Source organism: Pseudomonas sp. OV226 (genome assembly GCF_003148705.1).
Classification (GTDB): Bacteria; Pseudomonadota; Gammaproteobacteria; order Pseudomonadales; family Pseudomonadaceae; genus Aquipseudomonas.
Map to the genome: position 1 here is coordinate 70,276 of NZ_QGGS01000019.1, position 25,987 is coordinate 96,262.

The 25,987-nt window shown below is 57.8% G+C and carries 21 protein-coding genes and 1 pseudogene; 12 read left to right on the plus strand and 10 right to left on the minus strand.

What is annotated here, in order from left to right; translation table 11 throughout:
* Nucleotides 1–14: 14 nt before the first annotated feature.
* Together C7534_RS24090 and C7534_RS24095 are read right to left on the minus strand one after the other, a co-directional pair.
* A complete protein-coding gene (locus tag C7534_RS24090; protein ID WP_109787266.1) occupies nucleotides 15–803 on the minus strand; it encodes an MlaA family lipoprotein in 789 nt (262 codons plus the stop codon).
* Nucleotides 796–2,094, minus strand: a complete 1,299-nt coding sequence (locus C7534_RS24095; protein WP_109787267.1) for a serine/threonine protein kinase — start codon at nucleotides 2,092–2,094, stop codon at nucleotides 796–798. The genes C7534_RS24090 and C7534_RS24095 overlap by 8 nt, the downstream gene beginning before the upstream one ends.
* Nucleotides 2,095–2,492: 398 nt before the next feature.
* On the opposite strand from C7534_RS24095, the pseudogene C7534_RS32945 reads away from it, so the two are divergent.
* Nucleotides 2,493–2,638 (plus strand): annotated as a pseudogene (locus C7534_RS32945) (thiolase C-terminal domain-containing protein); the annotation flags it as partial.
* 480 nt (nucleotides 2,639–3,118) lie between these two features.
* On the opposite strand, the gene C7534_RS24105 reads toward C7534_RS32945, so the two are convergent.
* The gene (locus C7534_RS24105) at nucleotides 3,119–4,156 is read right to left on the minus strand and encodes an autotransporter outer membrane beta-barrel domain-containing protein (RefSeq protein WP_158283939.1); all 1,038 of its coding nucleotides are present in this window, start codon (nucleotides 4,154–4,156) and stop codon (nucleotides 3,119–3,121) included.
* Between the two features lie 226 nt (nucleotides 4,157–4,382).
* Here C7534_RS24105 and C7534_RS24110 point away from each other — a divergent pair, with 226 nt between their 5' ends.
* The 5 genes from C7534_RS24110 (at nucleotide 4,383) to C7534_RS24130 (ending at nucleotide 11,904) form a co-directional block, all read left to right on the plus strand.
* Nucleotides 4,383–4,964: a hypothetical protein gene (locus tag C7534_RS24110; RefSeq protein ID WP_109787269.1), complete on the plus strand. Its 582-nt coding sequence runs from the start codon at nucleotides 4,383–4,385 to the stop codon at nucleotides 4,962–4,964.
* Nucleotides 4,965–5,085: 121 nt separating this feature from the next.
* Nucleotides 5,086–5,295: a hypothetical protein gene (locus tag C7534_RS24115; protein ID WP_109787270.1), complete on the plus strand. Its 210-nt coding sequence runs from the start codon at nucleotides 5,086–5,088 to the stop codon at nucleotides 5,293–5,295.
* Nucleotides 5,296–5,520: 225 nt separating this feature from the next.
* The gene (locus C7534_RS24120) at nucleotides 5,521–6,984 is read left to right on the plus strand and encodes a DUF1254 domain-containing protein (protein ID WP_109787271.1); all 1,464 of its coding nucleotides are present in this window, start codon (nucleotides 5,521–5,523) and stop codon (nucleotides 6,982–6,984) included.
* Between the two features lie 19 nt (nucleotides 6,985–7,003).
* Nucleotides 7,004–8,494, plus strand: coding sequence for a DUF1254 domain-containing protein (locus C7534_RS24125; protein ID WP_109787272.1), 1,491 nt, complete (start codon nucleotides 7,004–7,006; stop codon nucleotides 8,492–8,494).
* Nucleotides 8,495–9,018: 524 nt separating this feature from the next.
* Nucleotides 9,019–11,904, plus strand: a complete 2,886-nt coding sequence (locus C7534_RS24130; protein WP_109787273.1) for a multicopper oxidase domain-containing protein — start codon at nucleotides 9,019–9,021, stop codon at nucleotides 11,902–11,904.
* Nucleotides 11,905–12,090: 186 nt separating this feature from the next.
* Here the strand turns inward: C7534_RS24130 and C7534_RS24135 are convergent, their stop codons facing one another.
* Both C7534_RS24135 and C7534_RS24140 read right to left on the minus strand, forming a co-directional pair.
* The gene (locus tag C7534_RS24135) at nucleotides 12,091–12,528 is read right to left on the minus strand and encodes a bleomycin resistance protein (RefSeq protein ID WP_109787274.1); all 438 of its coding nucleotides are present in this window, start codon (nucleotides 12,526–12,528) and stop codon (nucleotides 12,091–12,093) included.
* Between the two features lie 88 nt (nucleotides 12,529–12,616).
* A complete protein-coding gene (locus tag C7534_RS24140) occupies nucleotides 12,617–13,024 on the minus strand; it encodes a hypothetical protein (protein ID WP_109787275.1) in 408 nt (135 codons plus the stop codon).
* A gap of 148 nt (nucleotides 13,025–13,172) precedes the next feature.
* On the opposite strand from C7534_RS24140, the gene C7534_RS24145 reads away from it, so the two are divergent.
* The 3 genes from C7534_RS24145 (at nucleotide 13,173) to C7534_RS24155 (ending at nucleotide 17,234) form a co-directional block, all read left to right on the plus strand.
* On the plus strand, nucleotides 13,173–13,448 hold the full coding sequence (locus tag C7534_RS24145; RefSeq protein ID WP_109787276.1) for a hypothetical protein: 276 nt from the start codon (nucleotides 13,173–13,175) through the stop codon (nucleotides 13,446–13,448).
* Nucleotides 13,449–13,924: 476 nt separating this feature from the next.
* The gene (locus tag C7534_RS24150) at nucleotides 13,925–15,250 is read left to right on the plus strand and encodes an OprD family porin (protein ID WP_109787277.1); all 1,326 of its coding nucleotides are present in this window, start codon (nucleotides 13,925–13,927) and stop codon (nucleotides 15,248–15,250) included.
* Nucleotides 15,251–15,557: 307 nt separating this feature from the next.
* A complete protein-coding gene (locus C7534_RS24155) occupies nucleotides 15,558–17,234 on the plus strand; it encodes an MFS transporter (RefSeq protein WP_109787278.1) in 1,677 nt (558 codons plus the stop codon).
* A gap of 43 nt (nucleotides 17,235–17,277) precedes the next feature.
* On the opposite strand, the gene C7534_RS24160 is transcribed toward C7534_RS24155, so the two are convergent.
* Nucleotides 17,278–18,261, minus strand: coding sequence for a GlxA family transcriptional regulator (locus C7534_RS24160; protein ID WP_177412275.1), 984 nt, complete (start codon nucleotides 18,259–18,261; stop codon nucleotides 17,278–17,280).
* A gap of 264 nt (nucleotides 18,262–18,525) precedes the next feature.
* Here C7534_RS24160 and tynA point away from each other — a divergent pair, with 264 nt between their 5' ends.
* Entirely contained in the window at nucleotides 18,526–20,814 is a 2,289-nt protein-coding gene (gene tynA, locus C7534_RS24165) for a primary-amine oxidase (protein ID WP_109787280.1), read from the plus strand.
* A 134-nt stretch (nucleotides 20,815–20,948) separates the two neighbouring features.
* On the opposite strand, the gene C7534_RS24170 is transcribed toward tynA, so the two are convergent.
* Nucleotides 20,949–21,257 (minus strand): cupredoxin domain-containing protein, encoded by a 309-nt coding sequence (locus tag C7534_RS24170; RefSeq protein ID WP_046032681.1) that lies wholly within the window; start codon nucleotides 21,255–21,257, stop codon nucleotides 20,949–20,951.
* Between the two features lie 14 nt (nucleotides 21,258–21,271).
* Nucleotides 21,272–22,240 (minus strand): metallophosphoesterase family protein, encoded by a 969-nt coding sequence (locus C7534_RS24175; RefSeq protein ID WP_077431711.1) that lies wholly within the window; start codon nucleotides 22,238–22,240, stop codon nucleotides 21,272–21,274.
* Nucleotides 22,241–22,526: 286 nt separating this feature from the next.
* Here C7534_RS24175 and C7534_RS24180 point away from each other — a divergent pair, with 286 nt between their 5' ends.
* Nucleotides 22,527–23,039 carry a sigma-70 family RNA polymerase sigma factor gene (locus C7534_RS24180; RefSeq protein ID WP_046032679.1) on the plus strand — a complete coding sequence of 171 codons (513 nt, stop codon included), beginning with the start codon at nucleotides 22,527–22,529 and terminating at the stop codon, nucleotides 23,037–23,039.
* Nucleotides 23,032–23,769 carry an anti-sigma factor family protein gene (locus C7534_RS24185; RefSeq protein WP_109787281.1) on the plus strand — a complete coding sequence of 246 codons (738 nt, stop codon included), beginning with the start codon at nucleotides 23,032–23,034 and terminating at the stop codon, nucleotides 23,767–23,769. Before C7534_RS24180 ends, C7534_RS24185 begins: the two co-directional genes overlap by 8 nt.
* 125 nt (nucleotides 23,770–23,894) lie before the next feature.
* Here the strand turns inward: C7534_RS24185 and feaR are convergent, their stop codons facing one another.
* Nucleotides 23,895–24,809, minus strand: coding sequence for a transcriptional regulator FeaR (gene feaR / locus C7534_RS24190; RefSeq protein WP_109787282.1), 915 nt, complete (start codon nucleotides 24,807–24,809; stop codon nucleotides 23,895–23,897).
* A gap of 85 nt (nucleotides 24,810–24,894) precedes the next feature.
* Nucleotides 24,895–25,818 carry a phenylacetic acid degradation operon negative regulatory protein PaaX gene (gene paaX, locus C7534_RS24195; RefSeq protein ID WP_046032676.1) on the minus strand — a complete coding sequence of 308 codons (924 nt, stop codon included), beginning with the start codon at nucleotides 25,816–25,818 and terminating at the stop codon, nucleotides 24,895–24,897.
* Between the last annotated feature and the right edge of the window lie 169 nt (nucleotides 25,819–25,987).

Sequence of the window (25,987 nt, forward strand, 5' to 3'; positions counted from 1 at the left end):
CTGTCAGGCTGAGGCTATTCAGCAATTTGCAACTTACGCGCCTGGGTGTACACATAGCGGACTTTTTCGTATTCGAACGGTGAGTTCATCTGGCCATAGCGGAAGTTGGTGGTGTAGCGCTTGTCGATGGCGCGCAGCAGGTAAATTTCCGGGTGATTCTTGCTGACCTCGGCGACATTGAGGTAGTTGATTTGCGAGGCGGTGCTCCAGTCGAAGACTAGTCCGCCGGTGTCGCGAAGGTTGGATGGACCAAGGAACGGTAGAATTAGGTATGCGCCGCTCGGCACGCCGTAGAAACCCAGGGTCTCACCGAAGTCTTCGCTTTGTCTTCGAATGCCCATGCTAGTAGCTGGGTCCCAAAGACCTGCAATACCGACGGTGGTGTTGAGCAGCAGCCGTGCGGTGATTTCCATCGAGCGCTCGCCTTTGAGCTGCAGCAGGCTGTTTAGCAGGTTGGAGACATCGCCCAGATTATTGAAGAAGTTACTCACCCCGGTACGCAGAAAGCTGGGTGTAATGTAGCGGTAGCCGTTGACCACTGGCAGGGCAACCCACTGGTCGAAACGGTAGTTGAAGTGGTAGACCCGGCGGTTCCAGCTCCCCAGAGGGTCGTAGACGCTCAAGGCGTCTAAAGTCGAGCGCTCGAACTCGCGCTGGTCCAGGCCAGGGTTGAATTCAAGTTGCTTGAGCGGCTGGGTGTAGCCATCGGGTTCGACGACGTTGGGCGCCGGCGGTACGGTGCCTTCGGCTTGGACCATGCCAGCGCTCAACAGCGTTGCAACGAAGAGAAGTTTTCTAGCCATGGAAGAACTCCAGCATGGCGTCGCTGTTGACACGGTAGTTGATGTTGCCGCAATGCCCACCGTGCGGGTACACGGTCAGACGGTTACCGAAGGTATTGCGCAGGAAGCCGAGATCACCAGGGCCGAGAATGATGTCATCGGCGTTATGCATCACGGCAATTTTGGTGCTGGTTTTCAAATAATCCTTGAGTGCGTAGAGGCTGGCCTGGTTATTCAGTTGCAGCACGCTACCGCCGTTGGTGTGGGCGCGCCACATGGGGATGACTTGCCCCGCCATATAGCAGTCAAAGTTGCACTCTAAGGCTCGCTCGAAGAACGGCGTGAGGTCGGTACCTTCGTTAATCGGGAATTTGGGCGGGGTGATCAGGCCGCGATGGTTGATCAGGTCGGAGGTGAAGGCGATGTCAGCTGCCGAGAAGCGGAAAGACGTGCCGATCAGCATGGCCATCTGCTCATTGGACAGGCGGTTGTGCGAGTTCTGAAAGTCATAGACAAGGGCATCGTTGAGGTCGATGTAACCCTTTTGCTGGAAATAGCGGGTCAGCTTTGTAAGCATCAGCTCGTAGAAGGTCGTGTTGTTGTCGATACCTTTGACCTTGGCCTGCACCAGCTTGTCCAGGTTGGCTATCGAAGTGACGAGGCTGACTGGAGGGTTGAGCAGCAGCACGCGTTTAAAGTTGAAGCTGTGTCTGGACTCGTCAAGGTTGGCAACAAACGCTGCATCGAGTGCCCCAAGGCTATAGCCCGTAAGGTAGTACTCTGTGACAGGTACGTTCAATTGTTGAGCATGCACTGCCTGCATGACTCGGTACAGGTCTTCGGCATCGTCTCTGGTCACTCCGGGGGTGGCCACTTGTGAGGCTGAGGTCATGAAATCGTAGCTGGTGGGCGAGGATAGCTGCACTACATTATAGCCAGCCTTGTAGTACAGCTTCTTGAGGAACTCGTTGACACTGCTGTAGTAAGGCGAACCAGTGCCGGCGATCAGAAAGATCAGCGGGGCTGGGTGGTCCTGTTTGGCCATGCGGTAGCGTAGTTTTTTCACAGCCCAAAAATTGGCAGGCAGTTCGAATTCGCGATGTGGCAGCAGGTTGAGGGAGTAGTCGCTCTGTTTGATGTCGTCGTCGAGTGGCAACTCGGGGCGAAGTTCGGGCGGTGTTGAGAGGATGGTAGCTTCAAACGGGTTGGTCAACGGATAGTGGTATGTTGCGGCGTCGACTTCGGCGGCCAGGACCGACGCACTCAGGATTAGGCCGCCAAACAAGGCGGCGAAGTGCAATGATACGAGCATGTCGTTGTCCCCAAATAGAAAAATGCTGTGCAAGCAAACACGAGCTAGGGCAACTGCACAGCTAGTCGCCTAGCTTCTTGTCATTTGTCATCTATCAAGACAATCACTCGGATGTCGTATCCGGCATCTCCCCCTAGGAGCAATATAGTTGAGTTTTGGGGAGGTGCTCGCCAAGTGGCCCCGGAACGCCCCGAGTGTTGTCGTCGACCGAAAACTGACCCGATAACGATGATTCTGCCAATTGAAAACGGACCTAGGTTTTCAGAAGATTTCATCTTTAAACTAGGTCATGCAGGTCATTAGATTTTTCGCCTTGGACCAATCTGCGACAGCCTCCTAGGTGAGCGTTCAGTCGGCGTTAACACCGCCTGGCTGCCGACATTGCCTACCAATAGGTCGGAATTGGTCCGAAAGACATCGATGTCTTCGAGCTGCACGACTGCTTTGCCCAGTACCAATTGCTGACATACGAAGGCTGGACTTGTGTGGCGACGGTTAGGCCGAGCGCCTGGTCATGGATGGCGACAACACCTATGGCAGCAAGTAGATGGTCAGCCCATCGGGCGGTTTTCTCTCCAAGGGCCAGCCGCGCAGTCAGCTGGCCTGAACGTTGGCAAATCACAGACAAACCCCAAGCATTGTACAAAGCACTTATTTTTCAAACATCGACCCAAAGCTGCCCTTCGTGGAGGGCAGTAGTCGACCCTTTGCTGCCCTTCGCGACAGGCAACAATCGGCCAAGAGCGGACTGTCAAAAGTGTTTGAAACCCCCAGAGGAATTGATTATTGGACATTGCGGTTGGGCGGTAGCCGGATCGACACGCAGCTCGCGCCTAGCATATGGAGTCTAGGCGCTGCTCTGGTAAGGATGCTCCCGGCCAATAGCGGCCCGTCGAAGATATCCCTGTAACGTTCATTGAGGCTCGCAATGAACGCTACGTGACAATGCCAAACGACGAGTGCTTATCAGCCGCTATCGATCGTACGCTCCGTTTGCCGGCAAACCTGCATAGATGGAAGGGTATTAGAACGTTACCCGTAACAACCCCACAAGGCCGTTCTCATGAGCGTCGCTGGCTAATTGGCCGTTGTAGATCAGACTCAGGTTGGTACTCGGGGTCAGCGCCGCTTCCATCCCCAGATTCACGATGGTCACGTCCTCGGCCAACGGTACGCCGGGTATCGAGAATGTGTTTGCTGAGCGGGCGAACGATTGTGTGTCGACAGGTTCGAGATCGCCAAATGTATGGCGCCAGCCCAACCCGCCTTTCACCCTCATGGGCACGTTATTGGCGAGGAAGGCGTAGCTGGGCCGTATTCCCAATGTGCTGTACGTCACATCGTTGTCGCTGCTGTCCACGGAGAGTGCAGCAGGCCCACCGTGTTCGGTGAACCCATCGGCGTTCACCTTCACCCACGCGAGGTCGGCATAGGGCTCGAGTATCATCGGCCCCACATTGAACCTGTATCCGACATCGCTGAAGACCTGGCCGGTATTGGCCGAGTAGTCGGCGTGAGGGGAGTCACTGAAATCGCCGAAGTTCACGGTCCGGCGCGTATCGATTTCGTTGAACGTGTAGCTGGTGCCCGCCTTGAGCGACCACGGCCCGAGCAGCGTACCGACGTACGCGCCAACGGTGTAATTATCGCCATCGGCCGAACTGTAGCGCGCGTCCACATTGGACCGTGTGTAGCCGAACAAAACGCCCAGTGTGGTGGTGTCGGTGATGCGCGAGTCGATCCCCAGAAACGTCCCGCCGGTATCAACCGATAGGTCACCTTGTTCGCGGTGTGCGCCGACACCTTGTATCCATGCGGTCAGGTTCGAAGCCAGTTGCACCGTATTGTCCGCAGCATGGTGGGGGGTGACCGGCGCCCCCAATGGCGTGTCGAGACGGTCAAAGACCGCGTCCCGCACGAAGTGGCTGTCCTCCAGCATCACGGTCATGAGCGATGGGTTGATCTGACCCGACAATTGATCGAGAGCGACCCGGATTTCGCCCACGGTGGGCAACAGGATGATCCCGCCGAGGATCGGGTTGTCTGGCGGTAACTCATCCACGGCGCCCCCTGTTGATTCTTGTGGCGGGGTGATCGCTATGGGGGGTTGTGGTGGCACCCCGACTATGGGGGGGCTGGCGTGCCACCCGGAGAGTACCTGGTCGAAATTCGCGCCCAGGGTAACTTCCCAATGCAAATGCAAATGCAAATGCAAAGGCCAATGCCGGAGTGCCACTTTTCCACTGCTATGCTGATAACATCTTTTTCCTTCACTAGAGACGAGCAGCATGGCAGCAGAAGGCAAGCATTCCCTGCTCACTTTCAAGGTTATGGCCGGCTCGGCTGGAGGCGTCCTTGTCGCTTGGGCTGCCACAAAGCTCCTCGACACTTACTTCGAGCTGACGTTGCTGGCCGTTATCAAGGGCTGGCTGCTACGTGCGTGGAACTGGCTTCTGTTAGAAACGCCCATGCCGAACTGGTCGCTGCTGATGTTTATCGCGGCGCTGATCAGCACTCTCGCTGTAGCAATTTACTACTACCGCACCACTGACGGAGCTTGCGGCGAGCTACATGAGATAGAGCGAAAAATTTACAAAGCGAACAACCCTCAGTTTCCACAGCTGACAGAGAACCAAACACTGTTGATGGAAGCGTTGGCCTATCATGCAAACTTCAGAAAAATTGCAAACTTAGACTCGGTTTGCAAACTTGTGTCACTCAGCAAGTTGGAAGTTGAAGAAGGGCTTAAGCAACTCCAGGTCAAACGTCTTGTTAAGCAAAAAGTGACACGGGGTACGTTCGGCGCCACCATTTTTGAACTTACCTTGGCAGGCAAGGACTATGCGTTAGAGCGACTTGAACTAACGTAGTAAAGAAACACAGGACGCGCCCTGAAGGCACTTCTTGAGTGACAGAATTCACCCGACGGGTGACACCTCGTTCCTTCCAATATTTCTCCTGCCAAGCTGATGTCTTCATGGAAAAATCGCGATGCCAAACTCAGACCTGCTCCCTTCCCTGCTGTTCAAGATCAACGAAAACCAACTTGCACTCGAAGCCGCCATCATGGAGCTTTCGAACTGGGTCGAGCTACAGGGTGCGGCTGATGTCGCCGACAACGTGCGCTGCGCTCTTGAAGCCATCGACAAGAATGAAGAGTTCATCAAGATAACGCTCGCGTTGATGATGACGCCGGAGTAACGGCATTCGCAGGCCACTGTCGCTCGCTACGTCCGCAATGGACTTTTAAAATCGCGCCAGCGCTATGACAAATCGCGACATAGCGAGCATTCAGCTATTGAGGTGCCGGTTGAATCCAGCCAATAGCAGGCATGTAAACAGACCCAAATCATGACTCGGTAAAGATGAGCTATCTTGTCAGCGACTCACCGCCATCAGGTGATCGCCATCAAGTAAGGATGCTTTATGAATCGCCCCCCCTATCGCCACGCCCTCTTTGCACTGACGTTCATCACGACACTCTCCACTGCAGCTTTGTTGGCCACTCAGAGCTACGCCGCCGAGGCCACCTTCGTCGGGCCTGTAGCCGGCACCAAGGTGACTGAGCCGTACGTGCGCATGATGGCGCGTGAGGCGTACTTCTGGGGTTGGCCGATGGCCAATATCTTCAACCGTCGCCAGGCCTTCAAAGACCTTCCCGAGCCGGGTTTGATGGGCGGCATTGTGCCAGTGGCACCGATCAATCAGCTGTCGCTGTTGAGCGACTACATCGACCCCGCCGAGCGGCTGGTGGCGTGTCCCAATCAAGACGTCGTGTACGGCGCCGGCAGCATTGCCCTGGACCTTGAGCCCGTGGTGCTGCAAGTGCCGGATTTCGGCAGTCGGTTTTGGGTGTATCAGGTGGTTGATCTGCGCTCGGACAGCTTCGCCGAGCTGGGCAAAATGTACGGCACTCAACCTGGCTTCTACTTGCTGGTCGGGCCGGACTGGAATGGCAAGGTCCCGGCCGGCATTACCAAAGTGTTTCGTGCGCGCACCAACACCGGTTTCGTGATTCCCCGCGTGTTCCAGGACGACACCGCCGCCGACCGCCAGACAGTGCAACCGGCGCTGGCCGGGATCGACATGTACCCGTTGTCCAAGTACGACGGCAAGGTCAAAAAACGTGACTGGGCCAAGCTGCCGAAATTTCCCGCCCAAGCGCAAGGCAACGCCGAAACCAAGTGGGTGATGCCAGAGAAGTTCTTCGACGAACTGCCTGCCCTTCTCAAAGATGCCAAGCCATTGCCGGGTGAAGAAGCCCGTTATGCGCAAATGGCCGCCCTGAGTGCTATCGCCAACGCAGATCCGCAGCTCAAGGCAGCGATGATCGACGAGGCGAAAAAAGCCGACAGCGAAGTGATCGATCCGCTGTTGCAGTTCCGCAACTACGGCCTGCAATTGCCAGATCACTGGAGCACCATCAGTAACGGCGCGGCGTTCGGTACCGACTATTTCACCCGCACGGCCGTGGCACGCTCGAACATTTTCGTTAACCAGCAGAAAGAAACCAAATACTTCTATCAGGATCTGGATCAGGCAGGCGCGCGTCTCAATGGTCAGAACGGCTACAGCGTGACCTTCGCCAAAGACAAGCTGCCCCCAGTCAAAGGCTTCTGGTCGCTGACGCTGTACAACGAACAACACTTTTTCGCGCCCAATGACCTGAAGCGTTATTCCATCGGCACCAAGAACAAATCCCTGCAAGCCAACGCCGACGGCTCGCTGACGATTTATGTGCAGAGCGAATCGCCGGGCAAGGACAAGGAAAGCAACTGGCTGCCTTCGCCCAAAGACGCGGACTACTCGTTGTATATCCGTGCCTATTGGCCAGAGCCCGCCGCACTGAATGGCCAGAGGGTTCCGCCAGCCGTAGTCAAAGCCGATTAATCAGAACAGGACGTCAATCATGAGTACCTCAGGTAAAACCCTGACTGCCTTGACCCTGGGCATTGCAATCAGCATCAGCGCCCAGGCCGCCACGCACTACGAGCAACTGGCCGATCTGCCGTTTGCCGGCGGCTATCCAACACTCGACGGTGTGGCGCAACTGAAAAACGAGCTGTTGTTCCAGCGCGCCGTGCAGTCTTACATCTGGGCCTTGCCCGCGCTGAACATGTACGCCATGAAAGAAGGCTCGGAGAAAACCTTCGGCGCGGGCTACAACGTGTTGCCGATCTGGAAAGACCGACTCAATGCCAGGACACTCGTGACCACGCCGAACTCCGACGTGATCTATGCCATGGGCTATCTCGACCTGAAGCAGGAAGGTCCGATGGTGATCGAGGTTCCGCCGGGCTTGCAGGGCATTCTCGACGATTTCTTCCAGCGCCCGATCTGCTCCGAGGGCCAGATTGAAGGTCGTCAGTGGTGCGGCGATGTCGGCTTGCCCGGGCCGGACAAGGGCAAGGGCGCCAAGTACCTGGTATTGCCGCCGGACTACAAAGGTGAAGTGCCGCCCGGTTACCTGACTTACCGCTCGCGCACCTATGGCGTGTTCGTGTTCTGGCGCGGGTTCTTCAAGGATCCGAAGCAACTTGAGGGGCCAGTGAAGGTCATGGAACAGACGCGCATCTATCCGCTGGGTAAAGAAGCCACGGCCAAGGCAATGGCGTTCCCGAACGCTTCGAAAACTCCGGTCAACATGCTCTACCCTACCGATGGCAGCGCATTCGACATGCTCTCGCGCTTTATCGACCATGAATATGTCGACCCGCAAGACATGGAAATGCGCGGCATGCTCGCCGCCCTGGGCATCGTCAAGGGCAAACCGTTCCAGCCTGACTCGGCAACGCGGGAGCTGCTCGACAAGGCCGCGAAAACCGCCAGCAAGATCGGCCACGCCATTTCCTATACCCCGCAGACCATTGTCACCGGTGGCACCTGGTATCCGGATCGCAAGTGGCTGAATGTATTCCCCGGCAACGCCACTTTTACTGCCGACACTTTCAACTACATCGACCCGCGCACAGGATTCTTCACCAACGCCTATTCGGCGAGCCCAGGCATGGCGGTGAACATGGAGAACGTCGGGGCCAAGTACCCGGCGACGTTCGTCGATGCCAAAGGGGAATTCCTGTCGGGCAGCAACGTTTACACGCTGAACTTGCCAAAAGGCATTCCGGCAGCGTTGTTCTGGTCGGTCACGGCCTATGACTCGGTGACCGCCTCCGGTCTGGATAACGGGCAACCCTTCCCATCGCTGAACACCATGGACAAACCAGTGGCCAACGCCGACGGCTCGATCGACGTCCACTTCGGCCCCGAGTCACCGGGGGCTGGAAAAAACTGGATTCGGACTCTGCCTGACAAGGGCTTCTTCGTCATCCTGCGTTTGTACGGCCCGACCAAGGCGTTCTTCGATAAAGCCTGGAAACCTGGCGATTTGCAGAAACAGTAACGAGAGACACCGCCAGGCGATATGAGCACATCAGAGTGCTCATATCGCCGTGGGGTTGGTTTGACGGAACCATGTTTTACCGCCGGTCAGTGGCAGCAATGGGGGGTGGATTCAACCGGTCGATTCAACACTTATGGCGACGGTCCTGACTGTTTGTTTGCAGCTCTTTGCCCGAGGCTGTCACAGCCATTAGCTGCCATTCGTGACAGACCGCCATCGGCCACAAGGGGACATCGATACATTCAGAAAGCGGCCACTTTTCTTGACCCAAATACTCCGCACAATCGCACCCGGTATTGGGGACTATTCCCCCTTCACCGGGGTTTCTCATACGTCTGTTCAAAGCCTGTAGCCAAGAGGAGCGCGGCGTAGAGTCATTAGTCACCTCCTGTCACTTTTGGCAGAAAGCTTGCATCGTTCCCATCCCGGCTCGAAATCAAACATTTCGCCAGCTGGGCTAGTAGCCGTGGCTCATTGCTCGAGTATTGCCACGCGCTCCGCAGAACCCGTCAGAGGTGTTTGCAATGAAACTAGATACCGGAAGGTTGACTCCTAGTCCATTGTCCAAAACCAGGCTGGCGCTGAGTATCTCTGCTGCCGTGTTCATGTTTGGGCTGGGCTTGTCCCAGACCCAGGCAGCCCCCCTCGACAATACCGATCCACCGCCTCCTACCGACCCATCGGCGTTCACCAATCAGCCTGCCGACCCCAATGCCGCATTGAGGGACTTGCTCAAGCAGCCGCCTGCAAACGTCGGCGCCTTCGACTTGCCCAATGGCGTGAGCGGCAACCGCAAGACCCCCTTGGTCGATAATGTGCTGCCACCCGATCTGCAACCCAGCTTCAATATCCCCACCAACGGTAATGCCAGCCCGGTATTCGGGGCTCAACCGTTCTCACAGAAGCTAGAACTGTTCGAGGAATTCGGTTCGAACAAACTGGATGCGGCCGACCCGCCATCACCCGTGCCGTTTCCGGTCCCGACGGTGGGCCCCGCTCCGGCGCAAGATCCATTGAAGGTGGCGCGCAGTGGCCCGTCACCGGCTGCACTGGATGCCTTTCTCAGGCAGCCGGCATTGACGCCCTTCCCGACAGAGTTCTCCAACGTACTGGACCGCAACCCCTGGAGGGCACAGATCGAGGATTTCCTCAATCGCCGGGTCGATTCGCCCGCAGAGGGCCGGCCACCGGGAAAAGGCTGGTCGCACCAGCGTTTCAATGAGTTTTTCCCGCGCGACGCCTTCAAGACTGTGCAAGCCGGCGCGCACGTCAACAGCGGCTTGCGTGATCGTATGCAACGGCATAACTACGCCGTGGGGGAATTTGCGCCAGGCGGGCTCTATCACAACACCAACGGCAACCCGGCCAACGAGGGCACAACCAAGGGCATTCAAGTGCAGTTTCACCCCAACCTCCCTGTCCAGGACCACAATGCACTGTGGACGTTCGACGGCACCTTTCCGCCGAAACTGCTTCAAGTACGCTATGGCCAGGCGATGCTGATGCGTCATTACGATGCCTTGCCCATTGACCCCTCGGCCAACCGGGGCTTTGGCCTGCACACCCTCACCACCCATGAACATAACGGTCACTCCCCCGCGGAAAGCGACGGCTTTACCAACGCGTTCTTCTTCCCGGGCCAGTACTACGACTATCGCTGGCCGATCCAGTTGGCCGGTTACGACACCATCAATACCAGCGCTGAGGATCCGCGTGCGGCATTCCCCTGCGACCCCGGTGAAAAGCTTTTCGTCAACGACGCCAACCCCGGCTTCAAAACCTGCAACAACGGCGCCATCAAGATCCGCGGCGACTGGCGCGAAACCATGAGCACCCACTGGTTCCACGACCACATGCTCGATTTCACCGCGCAAAATGTCTACAAGGGCAATGCGACGATGATGAACTACTACAGCGCCGTGGACCGTGGCAACGAGTCGGTCGACGACGGGGTCAACCTGCGCTTGCCCAGTGGTTCGGCGCTGGGCTGGGGTAACCGCGACTATGACATCAACTTGACGATCGCCGACAAGGCCTGGGACAAGGCCGGCCAGTTGTGGTTCAACCCCTTCAACACCGACGGCTTTCTCGGTGACCAGGTGCTGACCAACTGGGAGTACAAGCCCTTCCTGGACGTACGTGCCCGCCGCTACCGTTTCAGGATTCTCAACGGATCGGTTTCTCGCTTCTTCACGCTGGCGGTGGTGCGTCAGGTCAATGGTAATGGTGGCGAGTTCCCTGGCCCGAGAAACTCCGGGGTTTCCTATAACCGGGTGCCGTTCCACATGATTGCCAACGACGGCAATATCATGGAGCACGCGGTGCCGTTCGATGGCAGCCTGGACCTCGATGGTGACGGCGACAAACAGGACCACAATGCCATTCTGCCGATACTGGGTATTGCTGAGCGCTATGACATCGTCGTCGACTTCGCGAAAAACGGCATCAAGCCGGGCGACAAAATTTTCTTCGTCAACATCGAGGAGCATGAAAACGGCAAGCTTCCCAAACGTGACATTCCATTGGCAGATGTACTCTCCGAGAAGTACCTTCCCGTCGTCAGGCAAACCAGCCACGGGCCACAGTGGATCAACGGCGACCCGGGCGTGGGCGTGTTCATGCAACTGAACGTGAGGCCTTACACTGGCCAGGATGTCAGCATGAACCCCGTCGACTTCGAGCCCGCCAAGCCTGGCAAACCCGAGGGCAGGTTCATGATCCCGCTGCCCTTGCACCGTGATGACCCTGCCGATATCGCCCGGCTCGCCCAGGCTCGGCACCGAACCTTTATCTTTGGCCGCTCCGACGGCACGGACTTCAAGCCGTGGACGATCAAGACCGATGGCGGCGAAGGCTTCAACATGGACCCGCGCCGGATTTCAGCCGCGCCACAACTGGCCACTGGCCCGACACCGGCAGGGTTCAAGGGTGAAGGCACGCTGGAAGTCTGGAAGATCCAGAACGGCGGCAATGGCTGGAGTCACCCGGTGCATGTGCATTTCGAGGAAGGGATCATTCTCACTCGAGGAGGCAAACCACCACCCGAATGGGAAAAAGGGGCGCGCAAGGATGTCTACCGTATTGGCTCCGATCCTGACAGCCTCGACAATGTCGAAATGGCCATACGCATCCGTGAGTTTGCCGGTACCTACCTGGAGCACTGCCACAACACACAGCATGAGGACACCTCGATGCTGCTGCGCTGGGACTCTGAGCACCCGGGCCAGTTCCAATTGATGCCCACACCGTTGCCGAGCTGGGACGGCGTGAAATTCGTGGACTCGGTTGCGTTACCGACATTCCGTACGGGAGATGGCGTCGGGCCGCAGATCAAGGTCGAAAACAGCGGCAGTAGCAGTAGCGGTAGCGGTAGCGGTAGCGGTAGCAGCAGCAGCGGAGGTAAAGGCTAGCGTCGTCTATCAAACGGCAGGTCAGGTCGTCAGCAAACGCAAAAAAGCTTATATGACCGTTTCAATCCCAAAGCCGCCTATCATCAAAGTCGGCTTCGGCTTGTTTGCTGCCCATCACGACAGGCAGAAAACGACCAGAAATGAACATTAAAATCCTCAGCCCTCACGCTACGCAACATCATGCTCTCAGGCTGTTACATGATGCTCGACCGCCCTGATTCCCAGGCTTTGAGTGAACCGCAATAGATAGCCATCTGGATCAAGTACCAGGAAATTAAGCTCACCGTGCAGGCGCTCGTTATCTCGGTACCAGCACTCTTGAATGGGTCTGCGCAATTCAATACCGGCCTCTTCGAGGGCGCTAGCCAACGCTTTGCTATCAGAGCATTGAATCGACAGATTCATCCCTCGGCCATAGGGTGCCACTAGAGGGCCAACGCGCCATGGAGATGCTTGCAGATCATCTTGTTCCAGCATCAATTGGCTGCCTTGAAAAGACAAAAAGGTGAATTTATCTTCAGGCCTTTCGTATTCAACCTGGAAACCCAGAACCTGGCAGTAAAACACCAGGCTTCGTTGCAAGTCAGAGACGATCATCTCTGGCACCAACATGTTCATCTTCATGAACGGACTCCTTGTCGTTGATAAAACCCCTTCAAGCATCGAGACGGCTGATCTCAGCTTTCTCCATCTGCCCGGTTTGGCTCGTAATTCACTGAAGTGTCATTTTCTCTATCAGCGAGGCCACGTCCTTCGCTCCAAAACAGCGAAATTTAACGCTGCCGGCGTCGGTGTCCAGCCGGACGATCTTCGTCATAAAACCACCTTCAACGCTGACCTTTCGGACCCATGCCAGCGGGAGCTCAATGTCCAGCGTGCCATCCTGAACGAGGCGGTTCATGGCATTGGCGTTCAAGCGAACCACGGTTGGGGTCACCTCCAGTTTCCCGCCCACCCACAACCCACCGTATGCTTCCTTGAATGCTTCCAGCACCCCGGCCAACACGTCCACATCACCACTCTCGGCGACGGCGTACACATCGCTGACATTGGCGTAATTCACCTCGACGTCGGCCATCAGAAAATTGACCAGTTTGGACTTCAGAATCTTTTCGGCCATAGCGACAACTCCATCAATTGAGTAGCAATCCATAAAATCACGCAAACACTACCATCAAGGAGCGTTAATGCCATTGTTCTCGCAACGGATTGATTTTGCGGGTCGGGATTGATTGAATGCTGGGCTTTTCGATAAGGAAGTCCCGCGCATGAACCTGAAAAAACTTGAAAAACCGGTCAACCGGTTTGGATTCATTCTGTTCTGTTTGTCTTTAGGGCTTTGCCTGATCGCCTTTTTGATTACTTACAGAACACACTATTCGTTGGACGCTTACTGGCTTGGCCATTTGGTACTCGACGAGTCCCATGACTGGCAGCAAACCGTGTTCAAGTTTGGCCTGGTTGGCGTTGCCATTGGGTCTACCTTGGCCTGGAACTATCTGGACAACCTGAAACGACTCTATAAATGGGTCAGGAGCGCTTGAAGACAGCGCTGCGAAACAATCCTGGTCTGCCGATTTCAGTCTCCGATTACACCGAGGCCCACTCGATCGCCTGCAAACGTTCCTGTTCAGTTGACCTCCCCATCTGACTGAACGCCAGCAGGCGCAGATGGATGAAAATCCGCCCGGCCGAGTTTCAAAAACACCGACGCCCCATACCTCTGTACGACAAGCCTTATCCCTCCACGAAAATTACTTTCGCCTCGTTTGAAAATCACCTCTCGAAATGTTTTAAGAGTTTCACAATCCATTCGACGTGACCCTTTCGAGGAGTACCGCATGACCCTGTCCTTCGGACTTTCCTGCCTGATTTAACCGTATTCCGGTCGAACCAAAAAAAAACGTCATCCCGACGGCCTGATGTTCAGGGTCGCTCATCGGGTGCGCCCTGTTGCGCGCCGGTTTCGGGTTGGCGGTGAACCTCCAGAACAATCATAAGAATTCACCAGGAGCACCGTATGTACCAACGAGCAGTCCCCACCGCCCTCTTGCTGGCCGCCAGTTCCATGTGCGCGCAGGCAGCAGACACCGCCGCGCACGGCTTTCTGGAAGACAGTAAAGCCACCCTCTCGATGCGCACTTTGTATTTCAACAGCGACTACCGCGACGGCACCGCCGCCCCCTCGAAAACCGAAGAAGCGGCCCAGGGTTTGGTGCTGCGCTATGAATCCGGGTTTACGCAAGGCGCGGTCGGGTTCGGGCTGGATGCGCAGGCGCTGCAGGGCATCACGCTGGACAGTGGCGCAGGCCGGCATGTCGGCAGCGGCATGATCCCGACTGACGGCGACGGTGCGGCTGACGCCTGGAGCAGCTTCGGCCCGACGGCGAAGATGCGCATTTCAAAAACAGAATTTCGCTACGGCACCCTGCTGCCAAAGTTGCCGATCCTCATTGCCAACGATGCCCGGGTATTGCCGCAGTCGTTCACCGGTGCCCAAGTCACCTCGAACGACATCGATGGCCTGACCCTGACCAGTGGCGTGATTGAACACGCGGTCGGCCGAGCCTCCACCGACCGTACCGGTTTGTCAGTGCCTGGCGCGACTCAGGACAGCAACAAGTTCTACTACGCCGGTGGCGACTACAGCATCACCAAAGACTTGAAGGCCCAGTACTACTTCGCGCAGCTGGAAGACTTCTACAACCAGAACTTCCTGGGGCTGGTCCACGTCCTGCCGATTGACAGCAAAAGCTCGCTCACCACCGACCTGCGCTACTTCAACTCGACCTCGACCGGCGCCAACAGCACCGCCGCCGGCCGGGCGCAAGGTTATGGCATGTCCGGTTTCACCGAGAACAACAACGGTGAGATCGACAACAACACCTGGTCCGCGATGATCACCTATGTGAACGGGGGTCATGCGGTGTCTTTGGGGCATCAACGCGTGAGCGACGGCAGCAACTTCGTCCAGCCCAACCAGGGCAGCCTGGTGGACAAGGGCGCGGGTGGCGGCAGCGTTTACCTGCCCACGGACAAGATGATCCAGAACTTTGCCCGCGCCGGTGAGCAGACTAATTTCGGTCAGTACACCTATGACTTCGCGCCCCTGGGCATTCCAGGATTGAAAGCCTCTGTGGCGTACCTCAAAGGCACGGACATCAAGGCCCGCAACGCCAGTGACCAGTCCGAGTGGGAGCGCGACATGACCCTGGACTACGTACTGCAATCGGGCACGCTCAAGGGCCTGGGCTTTACCGTGCGTAACGCCAAGTCCAATACGGACGCCGGGCGCAACGTCGACCAGAATCGCTTTATCGTCAATTACACGATCTCGCTGCTGTAAGCACCGGCCTTTAAGGAACCCACAATCTGTAGCAACTGGCGAAGCCTGCTGCTACAGGGTTCGCTTTGGCTTGAGCATTACGAAGGTTTTCGGTTTTTTTGGGGCACTGATTTGTAGTCTGCGTGATGGCGAGTGGATATCTACGCGAAGGTGATTATGCTTCAACTAACCCGGCACCTATCCGAGGCGGTCAGCTGCATCCAGACTTCGTGCAATTTGCAATCCGACGACATCAGCCCCAGGGCCTGGGTGCGGTAAATGGTGTGAGGTACTCCGGCCTATAACAAGAGCAAGACGGAGAACACTCATGGCCGTAATCGACAGCACAACCACGGGCAGCACGCCCAAACGCGGGATCACCAAAGAGGAGCGCAAGGTCATTTTTGCCTCTTCCCTGGGCACCGTTTTCGAATGGTACGACTTCTACCTTTACGGCTCCCTCGCCGCCATCATCGCCAAGCACTTCTTCGCGGGGGTCAATGAGACCACGGCCTTCATCTTCGCACTGCTCGCGTTCGCCGCAGGCTTCGCCGTAAGGCCTTTCGGCGCCATCGTGTTCGGTCGGCTGGGTGACATGATCGGACGCAAGCACACCTTCCTGATCACCATTGTCATCATGGGTATTTCCACCGCCATCGTCGGCTTTCTACCGGGCTACGCCACCATCGGCGTGGCAGCGCCGGTCATCCTGATCAGCCTGCGCCTGCTGCAAGGCCTGGCCCTGGGCGGTGAGTACGGCGGCGCCGCGACGTACGTGGCTGAACATGCGCCGCCCGGCAAGCGCGGTTACTTTACGTCGTGGATCCAGACCACGGCGACCCTGGGCCTGTTTCTTTCGCTGCTGGTGATTCTCGCCTGCCGCACCCTGCTCGGCACCGAAGCGTTCGAGGCCTGGGGCTGGCGGATTCCATTCCTGCTCTCGATCCTGCTGCTGATCGTCTCGGTGTACATCCGCCTGCAACTGAGCGAGTCGCCGGTGTTCAAGAAAATGAAGGCGGAAGGCAAAGCCTCCAAGGCACCGCTGACCGAGTCCTTCGCCCGCTGGGGCAACCTGAAAATCGTCATCATGGCCTTGCTCGGCGGTACGGCCGGCCAGGCGGTGGTCTGGTACACCGGGCAGTTCTATGCGCTATTTTTTCTGTTGCAGATGCTCAAGATCGACCCGCAAACCGCCAACCTGTTGATCGCCGGTTCGCTGCTGATCGGCACGCCGTTCTTCGTCATATTCGGCAGCCTGTCCGACCGCATCGGCCGCAAAGGCATCATCATGGCCGGCTGCATCCTCGCGGCGGTGACCTACTTCCCGATCTTCCATGCGTTGACCCAATACGGTAACCCCGACGTGTTCGCCGCGCAGGCAAAGAACCCGGTGACGGTGATCGCCGATCCCGGCCAGTGCTCGTTCCAGTTCGACCCGGTGGGCAAGGCCAGATTCACCAGTTCCTGCGACCTCGCCAAGAGCGTGCTGGCGAAGAAAGCCATCCCCTACAAAAACGAGAAGGCCGAACCGGGTACCGTCGCGCAGGTCCGCATCGGCGACAAGGTGGTGCCGAGCTTCGAGGGCACCAGCCTGCCGGCCGCCGACTTCAAGGCCAGGAACGATGCCTTCGTCGCCACCCTAGGCACCGCCCTCAAGGACGCCGGTTACCCTGAAAAGGCTGACCCGGCGAAGACCAACTACCCGATGGTGTTGCTGATGCTGACCATCCTGGTGATCTACGTGACCATGGTCTACGGCCCGATAGCCGCCTGGCTGGTGGAGCTGTTCCCGGCACGCATCCGCTACACCTCGATGTCGCTGCCGTACCACATCGGCAACGGCTGGTTCGGCGGTTTTCTGCCCACGGTGGCCTTCGCCATGGTCGCGGCCACGGGGGATATCTATTACGGGCTGTGGTATCCGATCGTGATCGCGGTGATGACGGCCGTACTCGGCACGTTCTTCCTGCCGGAAACCAAGGACCGCGAGATTCATCACACTTAAGGTGAACAACCGCCCTCTCCTGCCGGGGAGAGGGCATGGCTGTTTATTTGACGAGCCGTGTTTCCTTGGACGGCCGGTAGCCAAAATACGAGCTGTAGCACTTGCTGAAATGGCTCGGCGAAACAAACCCGCACGCCACCAACACGTCCACCTGGGACAACTCCGTGTGCTGAAGCAGTCGACGCGCTTCGGTGATGCGCAGCTCCATGTAATAGCGCTGCGGCGTGGTGCCCAGTTGCTCCTTGAACAAGCGCTCGAGCTGGCGACGTGAACGCCCGGCGTAGACCGCCAGTTGTTCCAGCTCCAAAGGTTCTTCGAGGTTGGCGTCCATCAGCTTGACCACCTCACGCAACGGCGCGCTCACGCAGATGTTTTCCGCCGGTTTGATGCGCCGGTAGCGAGATTCTTCGAAAGCCAGAATGTCCTCGATACCCTCGACCAGCGCTTTATCGTGCAGCCCCTTGATCCAGTCCAGCGCCATATGGAAAGCCCCCGCAGGGCTGGACGCCGTGAGTCGGTCCCGGTCAATCACAAAGGGCTCGCTGGTGACATGAGCAGCCTTGGAAACCTCCGCCAGCGCAGGCCGGTGCTCTGGATGAATGGCGCAACGGTAGCCGTCCAGCAGGCCGGCGCTGCCCAGAAACCACGCGCCGTTCCACAGTCCGGCCAGGGTGATGCCCTGCTCTGCCGCAGCCTTGAGCACGCTGATCAGTTCATCGCTTGCCTTCAGTTCAGTCCGGTAGCCGCCACAAATGACCAGCAGATCCAGCTGTTGAAGCGCCCCCGCATTGAATCGGGCATCGGGTCGAATGACCAACCCCAGATCGCTGACCACCTCCCCGTCATTCAAGCCAAACGTGCGGGACGAGAACAACCCGGGGCGTAGCAGGTTGGACGTGACAATCGTGTCCAGCGCTTGCGTGAACGCCGGCAGCGAAAAGTGTTCGAGCAGCAAAAAACCGGTTCGCGTCAGTTGCGCCGGCGCGTTGGAATGCTCATTGAGGTAGCGGAGGTTTTTGCCTTTCATGCCGCCGCTGAATTGCCGTCGTTCGATCAATGTACGACCCACTTGATTACGTTAACGTTGGAAGCCAAGACACGCGTATTCATTATGCGACAGATCAGGCCAACTGGAAGCCGGCCGACGCCAGGTTGTTGTTTGTGGATTAACCTTGGTCAACCGCTCATTTAGGCACGCAGAAACAGAAATCTGGCAGGAATTCACAAGAAGCCATCCACTGGCTGTAGCAAAGTGTGCTGTGCTGTCACCGGTTTACCAAGGAACTCAGAAATGTTCACCTCCATTGTCTCGTTAAAAAGAAAACCACTGGCCCGGCTCGCGCTGGCCATTTCCCTGAGTACCTTCGGCTTGCCGGGTTTGATGTCTAGCGCACAGGCCCACGGCGGGGCTGCCGAGATGGTGCCGCTGCAATCGACTCTTGAAGAGTTTGGCGCCACGGTCAAATGGGACAGTTACGCCAACCTGTTCGTGATTGCCAAGGACGGTGTCTACCTCAAGGTCAAACCGGACAGCAAAGTCGCCATGCTCAATGGCAAGCGCATGGAGCTGTCGGTCCCGGTGGTGTTCAAACACAACACCGCGTACATGTCGAAGGACTTCATCAATCAGGTGTTCCAGTCCGGCCTGGATAAAACCTTTGTCGTCGAAACCCGCCCTAACCCGCTCAACCCGTTGAGCGCGGACGAAATCAAGGCAGCGGTGGACATCGTCAAGCAGTCCGAGCATTACCAACCCGGCTTTCGTTTCACCGAAGTCTCCGTCAATGAGCCGCCCAAGGATCAGGTCTGGAACTTCGTCTTCACTGGCCAGAATGTCACGCAACCGCGCCAGGCCAACATCGTGGTGCTGGACGGCAAGCACGTGATTGAAGCGTTGGTCGATCTCGACGCCAAGGCGCTCAAGTCCTGGAAGCCGATCGAAGGTGCACACGGCATGGTCCTGCTGGACGATTTCGCCACCGTGCAGTCGGCCGTCGAGAACAGCCCCGAGTACGCGCAAGCCTTGGCCAAGCGTGGCATCAATGATGTGAAGAAGGTCGTCGCCACGCCGCTGACGGTCGGTTACTTCGATGGCAAGGACGGGCTGACGCAGGACAAACGCCTGCTGAAAATCGTCAGCTACCTCAACACCGATGACGGCAACTACTGGGCGCACCCGATCGAGGGCCTGGTGGCGATTGTCGACCTTGAGCAAAAGAAGCTGATCAAGATCGAAGACGAGGCACTGATTCCTGTACCGATGAAGCCGACGCCGTACGACGGCCGTGGCCGCAAGGGTGTGCAGGTCAAGCCGCTGGAAATCATCGAGCCGGAAGGGAAAAACTACACCATCACCGGCAACAGCATTCACTGGCAGAACTGGGACTTCCATGTTCGCCTCGATTCGCGGGTCGGCCCGATCCTGTCCACCGTCACGTACGACGATAAGGGCAAGAAACGCAAAATCATGTACGAAGGCTCGCTGGGCGGGATGATCGTGCCTTACGGCGACCCCGACGCCGGCTGGTACTTCAAGGCTTACCTGGACTCAGGCGAATACGGCATGGGTACCCTGACTTCGCCGATTGCCCGCGGCAAAGACGCCCCGCAAAACGCCGTGCTGCTCGACGCCACAATCGCCGACTACACCGGCGCGCCGCAGTCGATTCCCCGCGCCATAGCGGTGTTCGAACGCTACGCCGGCCCGGAATACAAACACCAGGAAATGGGCCAGCCCAACCTCAGCACCGAGCGGCGTGAACTGGTGGTGCGCTGGATCAGCACCGTGGGCAACTACGACTACATCGTCGATTGGGTCTTCCAGCAAAACGGCACCATCGGCATCGATGCCGGCGCCACCGGGATCGAAGCGGTCAAGGGCGTGCAGTCCAAGACCATGCACGAAGCCACGGCCAAGGAAGACACGCGCTACGGCACCCTGCTGGACCACAACATCGTCGGCACCACGCACCAGCACATCTATAACTTCCGCCTGGACATGGACGTGGATGGCGAAAGCAACTCGCTGGTTGAAGTGAACCCGGTGGTACTGCCCAACGACCGTGGCGGCCCGCGCACCAGCACGATGCAGACCGAGCACAACGTGGTCAGCAACGAACAGCAAGCTGCACAGAAATTCGACCCTTCGACCGTTCGCCTGATGACCAACTTCAGCAAGGAAAACAAAGTCGGCAATCCGGTTTCCTATCAGTTGATTCCGTATGCCGGCGGCACGCACCCGGTGGCCAAGGGCGCCAACTTCGGCAAGGACGAATGGCTCTATCACCGCCTCAGCTTCATGGACAAACAACTGTGGGTGACGCGCTACGATCCGCAGGAGAAGTACCCGGAAGGCAAATACCCGAACCGTTCGGATAAAGACTCCGGGCTCGGGCAGTTCACCGCGGATAACCAGTCCATCGAAAACTCGGACGATGTGGTCTGGCTGACCACCGGCACCACGCACATTGCGCGGGCCGAGGAATGGCCGATCATGCCGACCGAGTGGGTTCACGTGCTGTTGAAGCCGTGGAACTTCTTTGACGAGACGCCGACGTTGAACCTCAACGCCCCGCAGTAACTACACACATAGAACTTGTGCGAGCTTGCTCGCGATGGCTGAGTGTCAGTCAACATCTACGTAATCTGACACACCGCTATCGCGAGCAAGCTCGCTCCCACAGGGGTCCGGGGTTGTTCTAGGTATTTGCAGCATCACTGGCTAACCACAATCTTCCCAATCATCTGCGGATGCAGCGCACAAAAATATTCAAACTCTCCCGGCGTATTGAACACCCAGGAAAAGCTGTCATTGGTGTCCAGCGCTCCTGAGCGAAACACCTTGTGGGTTTCCGCCACCGTGTGCGGAATCTGGTCGTCGTTCACCCACGTCACTTTGGTGCCCACGGCCACATTCAAATCCTTGGGCCCGAACATGAACTCCTTGATATCGATTTTCACCTCCTGAGCCCACACCGGCATCGACAGCATCAGGCAGGCCGCAGCCAACAGTCGCTTTTTCATCCGAGTATCCTCCCCTAAACCAGTGTCGAATCGATCAGCGCCAGCGGATGATCACCCTGCGTCGCTCGCACATCGGTGATCCCCAGGTAATTGCGCAGCTGATCAGCCGCCACCGTCATCGGCCCAGGCGTCGGTGCCGCACCCGGTGCGGGTTGTGGATAAGCGGTGCCACGGGCGGTGTGGAAGGTGATATTGCCTTCGACTTTCTGGATGACCTGGTGGATATGCCCGTTCAACACCGTCACCGAACCGTACTTGCGCAGCATGGCAATCGCCTGATCGCCATCCTCGGTGCCCCAGCCCCACGGCTGATAAACCGTCCACAACGGGATGTGGGTAAACACCACGATGGGCGTGCTGCTGGTCACGGCGCGCAAATCATCGGCCAGCCAAGCCAGTTGATCGGCGCCAAGGGTCGCTTCACGGCCCGCCTGGAAATTGAAGACATTCACCAGCGCAATAAAATGCACGCCGTGGTCGTCGAAGCTGTACCAGCCATTGCCTTTGGTGCCCTTGCCGTAACGCTCCAGGTAGAGCTTGCCGCCGCCCTCGTCGAGAGTGTCATGCTCCCCCGGGACGTAGTGCACGGTGGACGGCAGGCCCTTGAGCAGTTGCGCGGCCGTGTCAAATTCCTCGGGTTTGGACAGGTGGGTGATATCGCCGGTATGCAGAATCAGCGACGGTGGTTTTGGCAGCGCGATGACCTTGTCGATCGCCACCTGCAAGGTCTTCACCGGTTCCGGGTTGGCCTCCTTGTTGAAGCCGATGTGCGAGTCGCTTATCTGCACGAAGTGGAAGGTGCTGGCCAGTGCCTTGGGGTCGGAAACGTTGCCCGTCGCATCCAGGGCAAAGGCCCGGGGAATGCCGCCGCTCAAGGCCCAGATGACCCCCGCTCCGGCCCACGCCGAGCATTTCAGCAGTGTCCGGCGGTCGGGGTTGAGCGGGCCGTCGGTGCGAAGCGGGTGTCTTGATTGAATGTCCATCGGTTTTCCCTCGCTGGCGAACTACAGTGATGGTGCTGACACGAGGTACAACCCATCAGGACGGCGTTTTATTCCACGACATTGAACGTCTGTAGCCGCTGTCGAGGCACGAGGCTGCGTTGCGTGTCCGCTGGACCGCCCTTCGGGGGCCGCTACGCAGCCCAACGCAGCCTCGTGCCTCGACAGCGGCTACAGGGAAATGAGTTGTGTGTTGGAAAAGTTGTTTTTTTCGGGAATAAAATGCGGAGTAGCGCGGTTATAGAGGTGGGACAGTGCGGGAACCACTATGAAGCGATTTGAGGAACTGTTTGCGCCCCACCTGGACGCGGCCTACAACCTCGCGCGCTGGCTCACCGGCAACGACAGCGCCGCGCGCGATGTCGTCCAGGAAAGTGCCCTGCGCGCATTCCGCTTTTTACACCGCTTCGCCGATGGCAACGCCAAGGCGTGGTTCCTGACCATCGTGCGCAACGAAAGCTACACCTGGCTCAAGGCGTCGGCCGGGCGCCATTGGGTGGCGATCGGCGATGAGTTGTCCGAAGAGGACGCCGCGCTGGGTCATGGCCAAACCCCGGAACTGCTGGCCATTCATACGGAAAATGCGGCGCTGATCCAGCAAGCCCTGTGCGCCCTGCCGCCGGCATTTCGTGAGGTGATTGTTCTGAAAGAACTCGAAGACCTGCCCTACAAGGACATCGCCCTGGTGGTCGATATTCCCATCGGCACCGTCATGTCGAGACTGGCTCGGGCGCGCGCCATGCTCAAGCTCGAACTACTGAAGTTGCACGATCATGAATGAACTCGACTGCACGGTTTGCCAGACGTTGATGCACGGCTATCTGGACAAGGAACTTGACCCGCCGACGACGGCAACGGTAGCCGGGCATTTGGCCGAATGCGCCGAATGCGCGCGCTTGCACGATCAGGCGAGGCTGCTGATGCTCGGCGTGAAACGCCACGCGCCGTATTACACGGCCCCGGCATCGTTGACCGCCAGTGTGTTCGCCGCTGCGGCCCCGCGCCCAAACATTGTCGAGCGCTGGCGAACATGGTTCGCACCGGCCTTTTCTGCGGCAGCGTTGGGCCTGGCGGTGGTGCTTTATGTGGCTACGCCGGCCAGCGAACAGCCGTTGATGGACGAAGCTGTCTCCAGTCATGTCCGCTCGTTGATGGGTGAGCATTTGAATGATGTGGTGTCGTCCGACCGTCACACCGTGAAGCCTTGGTTCACCGGCAAACTCGACTTCTCGCCACCGGTCGTCGATTACTCGGCACAAGGGTTTGTGCTGTTGGGCGGACGGCTGGATTACTTGCAGCACCAGACCACGGCGGCCCTGAGTTATGGACGGGCCAAACACATTATCAACGTGTTTATCCTGCCCACGCCGGAGGTGGACAAGCCACTACAGAGTCAGTCCATTCGTGGTTTTAACGTGGTGTCCTGGCAAGCGAATCACATGCGGTTTGTGCTGGTATCCGATCTGGAGAAAAGCGAGCTGGAGGCGTTCAGCCAGTTGCTCAAGCCGTAGCCCCCCCTGTAAGAGTGAGCCTGCTCGCGATGGCGGGGTGTCAGATAAATTGAAGCTGTCTGACACTACGCCATCGCAGGCAAGCCATGCTCCTACAGGGGAATTACGGTGTAGTTGAGGGATGATCAGGCGCGGTTTTTTCGGTACTCACCGGGGGAAATGCCAAACCGCGATTTGAATGCCGTGGAGAAGTGACTCGAATCGGAGAAACCCCAGGAGTAACCCAGCACGGACAGTTTCTGTTCGGTGCGCGATTGGCGCAGGGATTGGGCGCACAAGTCCAGCCGACGATTCTTGATGTATTTCGCGACCACCAGGCCCTTCTTGGCAAAGATCCGGTACAACCCTCGAACCGACATGCCAACTTCCCGCGCCAGCCATTCCGGACACAGCTCTTCGGAGCGAATGTGCTCGTCGATGCATTGCAGCGTCTTGCGAAAGATGCGCTCGTGCAAATCGTTGCTGTCTTCGGCTTGGCTGATGGCCGGGCGCAGCAGACTGACAATCGCCTCCAGCGTCGCCTCACTTTCGGGCAGGCTGAGGCAGCTCTGGCGCGAGGCATCGAGAATCAGATGGTGAGAGAGCATCGCCATCGGTGACGTTGCGGCGATCCGGTGACCGCACTTGATCTGGTTGAAGCGCAAGGATTGCTCAATCAACGGCGCAGGCAAAATCAGCGACAACTGCCGGGAGTTTTCGCTGTAGGTGAAGTCGCTGGGGCGCGAGGCGTCGATCAGGGTGATGTCACCGGCCGACAGCAACACCTTGTCGTCGCCCTGAGCCATGCCTGCCGTACCGTCGAGTTGGAACACCGCAAAGTATTTACCGCCCTCGCCCACCGCGACTTCGGCAGGTGTGCGGTACAACCGCGCCTGGCAGGCGTCGACAAAACTGAGTTTCAGCGCGCCGCTTTGGTATTCGCGAATCTGGCCGGAAAACTCATCGCCCAGGGTTTGCGCATTGAAGGCGCCGCAGATCTGGTTGATCTGATGAATCCATTGATCAAATCCATCACGGCGCTGTGCATTTGCAGAAATCATGTCGGGCCTCACGCAGGCTTATTTTTATTATCTACGCCAATCCACAGGTCCTCCCTAACCAACACACTCCCACCACAATGACGGGCTACTTCAGCCCGCCAAACCGTCGATAGAAACTTTCGCCCACGTCCGGCAACGGACCATCGGCGGTTTCCAGTGCACTGTTCAACCATTCTTCGGCTTTGGCGTAGATCAGCCGGTAAATGTTGCGGCACAACTGGCGAGCGGCCCGACCTTCCCAATCGCCGGGCAGTAACTCGTCCGGCAGTTGCGGGTCGCGCAACAGCAGCTTGCGGTATTCATGAATAAGCAGGACGCGTGCCAGGAAGCAGTCACTCGGTTGCAGGTTCTCTTGCTCGCGAAGCGCTTGCCAGAGCGGTCGGAACAGTTGAATGAACTCGCTGTAATGGGTCGCCAGTTCTTCGATGTTCCAGCTTTCGCGCACCTGCAAACGCAAGGCCTTGGAGGCCAGGACGTCCTGCGCGGTGGTTTCGAAGACGATGGTCTCTTCCTGAACGCCGAGGTCGAGCAACGTGGCGTTGAGATCGTTGCGGTCACTGCGCGGACACGCCAGCACCGCCGGCGAAATCGCACCAAAACCTTGCCACTCCAGTTCTTCGCGCACCTGTTTGCGCTTGTCCTGAGTCAGTTGCGTGAGCATCACCAGGCACCAGGAACCGTCCCACGCAGGGACAGTGGAGCTATAGACGCGTTTGAACGCCTTGTCGAATCGCCGGCGACCGGTGCCGGTGAGGCTGTAATAGCTGCGGCGCCCGACTTTCTCGGCGGTCAGCCAGCCTTCTTTGGTCAGGCGGAAAATCGACGTGCGGATCAGCCGCTCGTTGATGCCGATGGGCTCGAGCAATTGAATCAGGCTGCCCAGCCAGACCGTTCCGCCATGGGGTTCGATGGCGTCGCCGTACAAGGTAATGATCAGCGAGCTGGCGCGGATTGGCGTCTGCTCCTGGAAGCGGGTGATCAATTGGTTCAAGGGTGTCAGGGACGACATGGGCGTACCGGGCTGAAAAAAGAAAAGGAATATACCGGTTTCATATGACTCACACGTACCCGTGTAGCAGCTGCCGAAGGCTGCGTCCGGCTGCGAAGCAGTCGTAAAGCCTGAACATGCGGTGTTTCAGGAAGATCGTATCGACCCGATGGCGACTGCTTCGCAGCCG

Excerpts from the sequence above, each read along its gene's own strand:
- C7534_RS24090 (WP_109787266.1), bottom strand. The coding sequence starts at position 803 with ATGGCTAGAAAACTTCTCTTCGTTGCAACGCTGTTGAGCGCTGGCATG.
- C7534_RS24095 (WP_109787267.1), bottom strand. The coding sequence starts at position 2,094 with ATGCTCGTATCATTGCACTTCGCCGCCTTGTTTGGCGGCCTAATCCTG.
- C7534_RS24110 (WP_109787269.1), top strand. The coding sequence starts at position 4,383 with ATGGCAGCAGAAGGCAAGCATTCCCTGCTCACTTTCAAGGTTATGGCC.
- C7534_RS24115 (WP_109787270.1), top strand. The coding sequence starts at position 5,086 with ATGCCAAACTCAGACCTGCTCCCTTCCCTGCTGTTCAAGATCAACGAA.
- C7534_RS24120 (WP_109787271.1), top strand. The coding sequence starts at position 5,521 with ATGAATCGCCCCCCCTATCGCCACGCCCTCTTTGCACTGACGTTCATC.
- C7534_RS24125 (WP_109787272.1), top strand. The coding sequence starts at position 7,004 with ATGAGTACCTCAGGTAAAACCCTGACTGCCTTGACCCTGGGCATTGCA.
- C7534_RS24130 (WP_109787273.1), top strand. The coding sequence starts at position 9,019 with ATGAAACTAGATACCGGAAGGTTGACTCCTAGTCCATTGTCCAAAACC.
- C7534_RS24135 (WP_109787274.1), bottom strand. The coding sequence starts at position 12,528 with ATGAAGATGAACATGTTGGTGCCAGAGATGATCGTCTCTGACTTGCAA.
- C7534_RS24140 (WP_109787275.1), bottom strand. The coding sequence starts at position 13,024 with ATGGCCGAAAAGATTCTGAAGTCCAAACTGGTCAATTTTCTGATGGCC.
- C7534_RS24145 (WP_109787276.1), top strand. The coding sequence starts at position 13,173 with ATGAACCTGAAAAAACTTGAAAAACCGGTCAACCGGTTTGGATTCATT.
- C7534_RS24150 (WP_109787277.1), top strand. The coding sequence starts at position 13,925 with ATGTACCAACGAGCAGTCCCCACCGCCCTCTTGCTGGCCGCCAGTTCC.
- C7534_RS24155 (WP_109787278.1), top strand. The coding sequence starts at position 15,558 with ATGGCCGTAATCGACAGCACAACCACGGGCAGCACGCCCAAACGCGGG.
- C7534_RS24160 (WP_177412275.1), bottom strand. The coding sequence starts at position 18,261 with ATGAAAGGCAAAAACCTCCGCTACCTCAATGAGCATTCCAACGCGCCG.
- tynA (WP_109787280.1), top strand. The coding sequence starts at position 18,526 with ATGTTCACCTCCATTGTCTCGTTAAAAAGAAAACCACTGGCCCGGCTC.
- C7534_RS24170 (WP_046032681.1), bottom strand. The coding sequence starts at position 21,257 with ATGAAAAAGCGACTGTTGGCTGCGGCCTGCCTGATGCTGTCGATGCCG.
- C7534_RS24175 (WP_077431711.1), bottom strand. The coding sequence starts at position 22,240 with ATGGACATTCAATCAAGACACCCGCTTCGCACCGACGGCCCGCTCAAC.
- C7534_RS24180 (WP_046032679.1), top strand. The coding sequence starts at position 22,527 with ATGAAGCGATTTGAGGAACTGTTTGCGCCCCACCTGGACGCGGCCTAC.
- C7534_RS24185 (WP_109787281.1), top strand. The coding sequence starts at position 23,032 with ATGAATGAACTCGACTGCACGGTTTGCCAGACGTTGATGCACGGCTAT.
- feaR (WP_109787282.1), bottom strand. The coding sequence starts at position 24,809 with ATGATTTCTGCAAATGCACAGCGCCGTGATGGATTTGATCAATGGATT.
- paaX (WP_046032676.1), bottom strand. The coding sequence starts at position 25,818 with ATGTCGTCCCTGACACCCTTGAACCAATTGATCACCCGCTTCCAGGAG.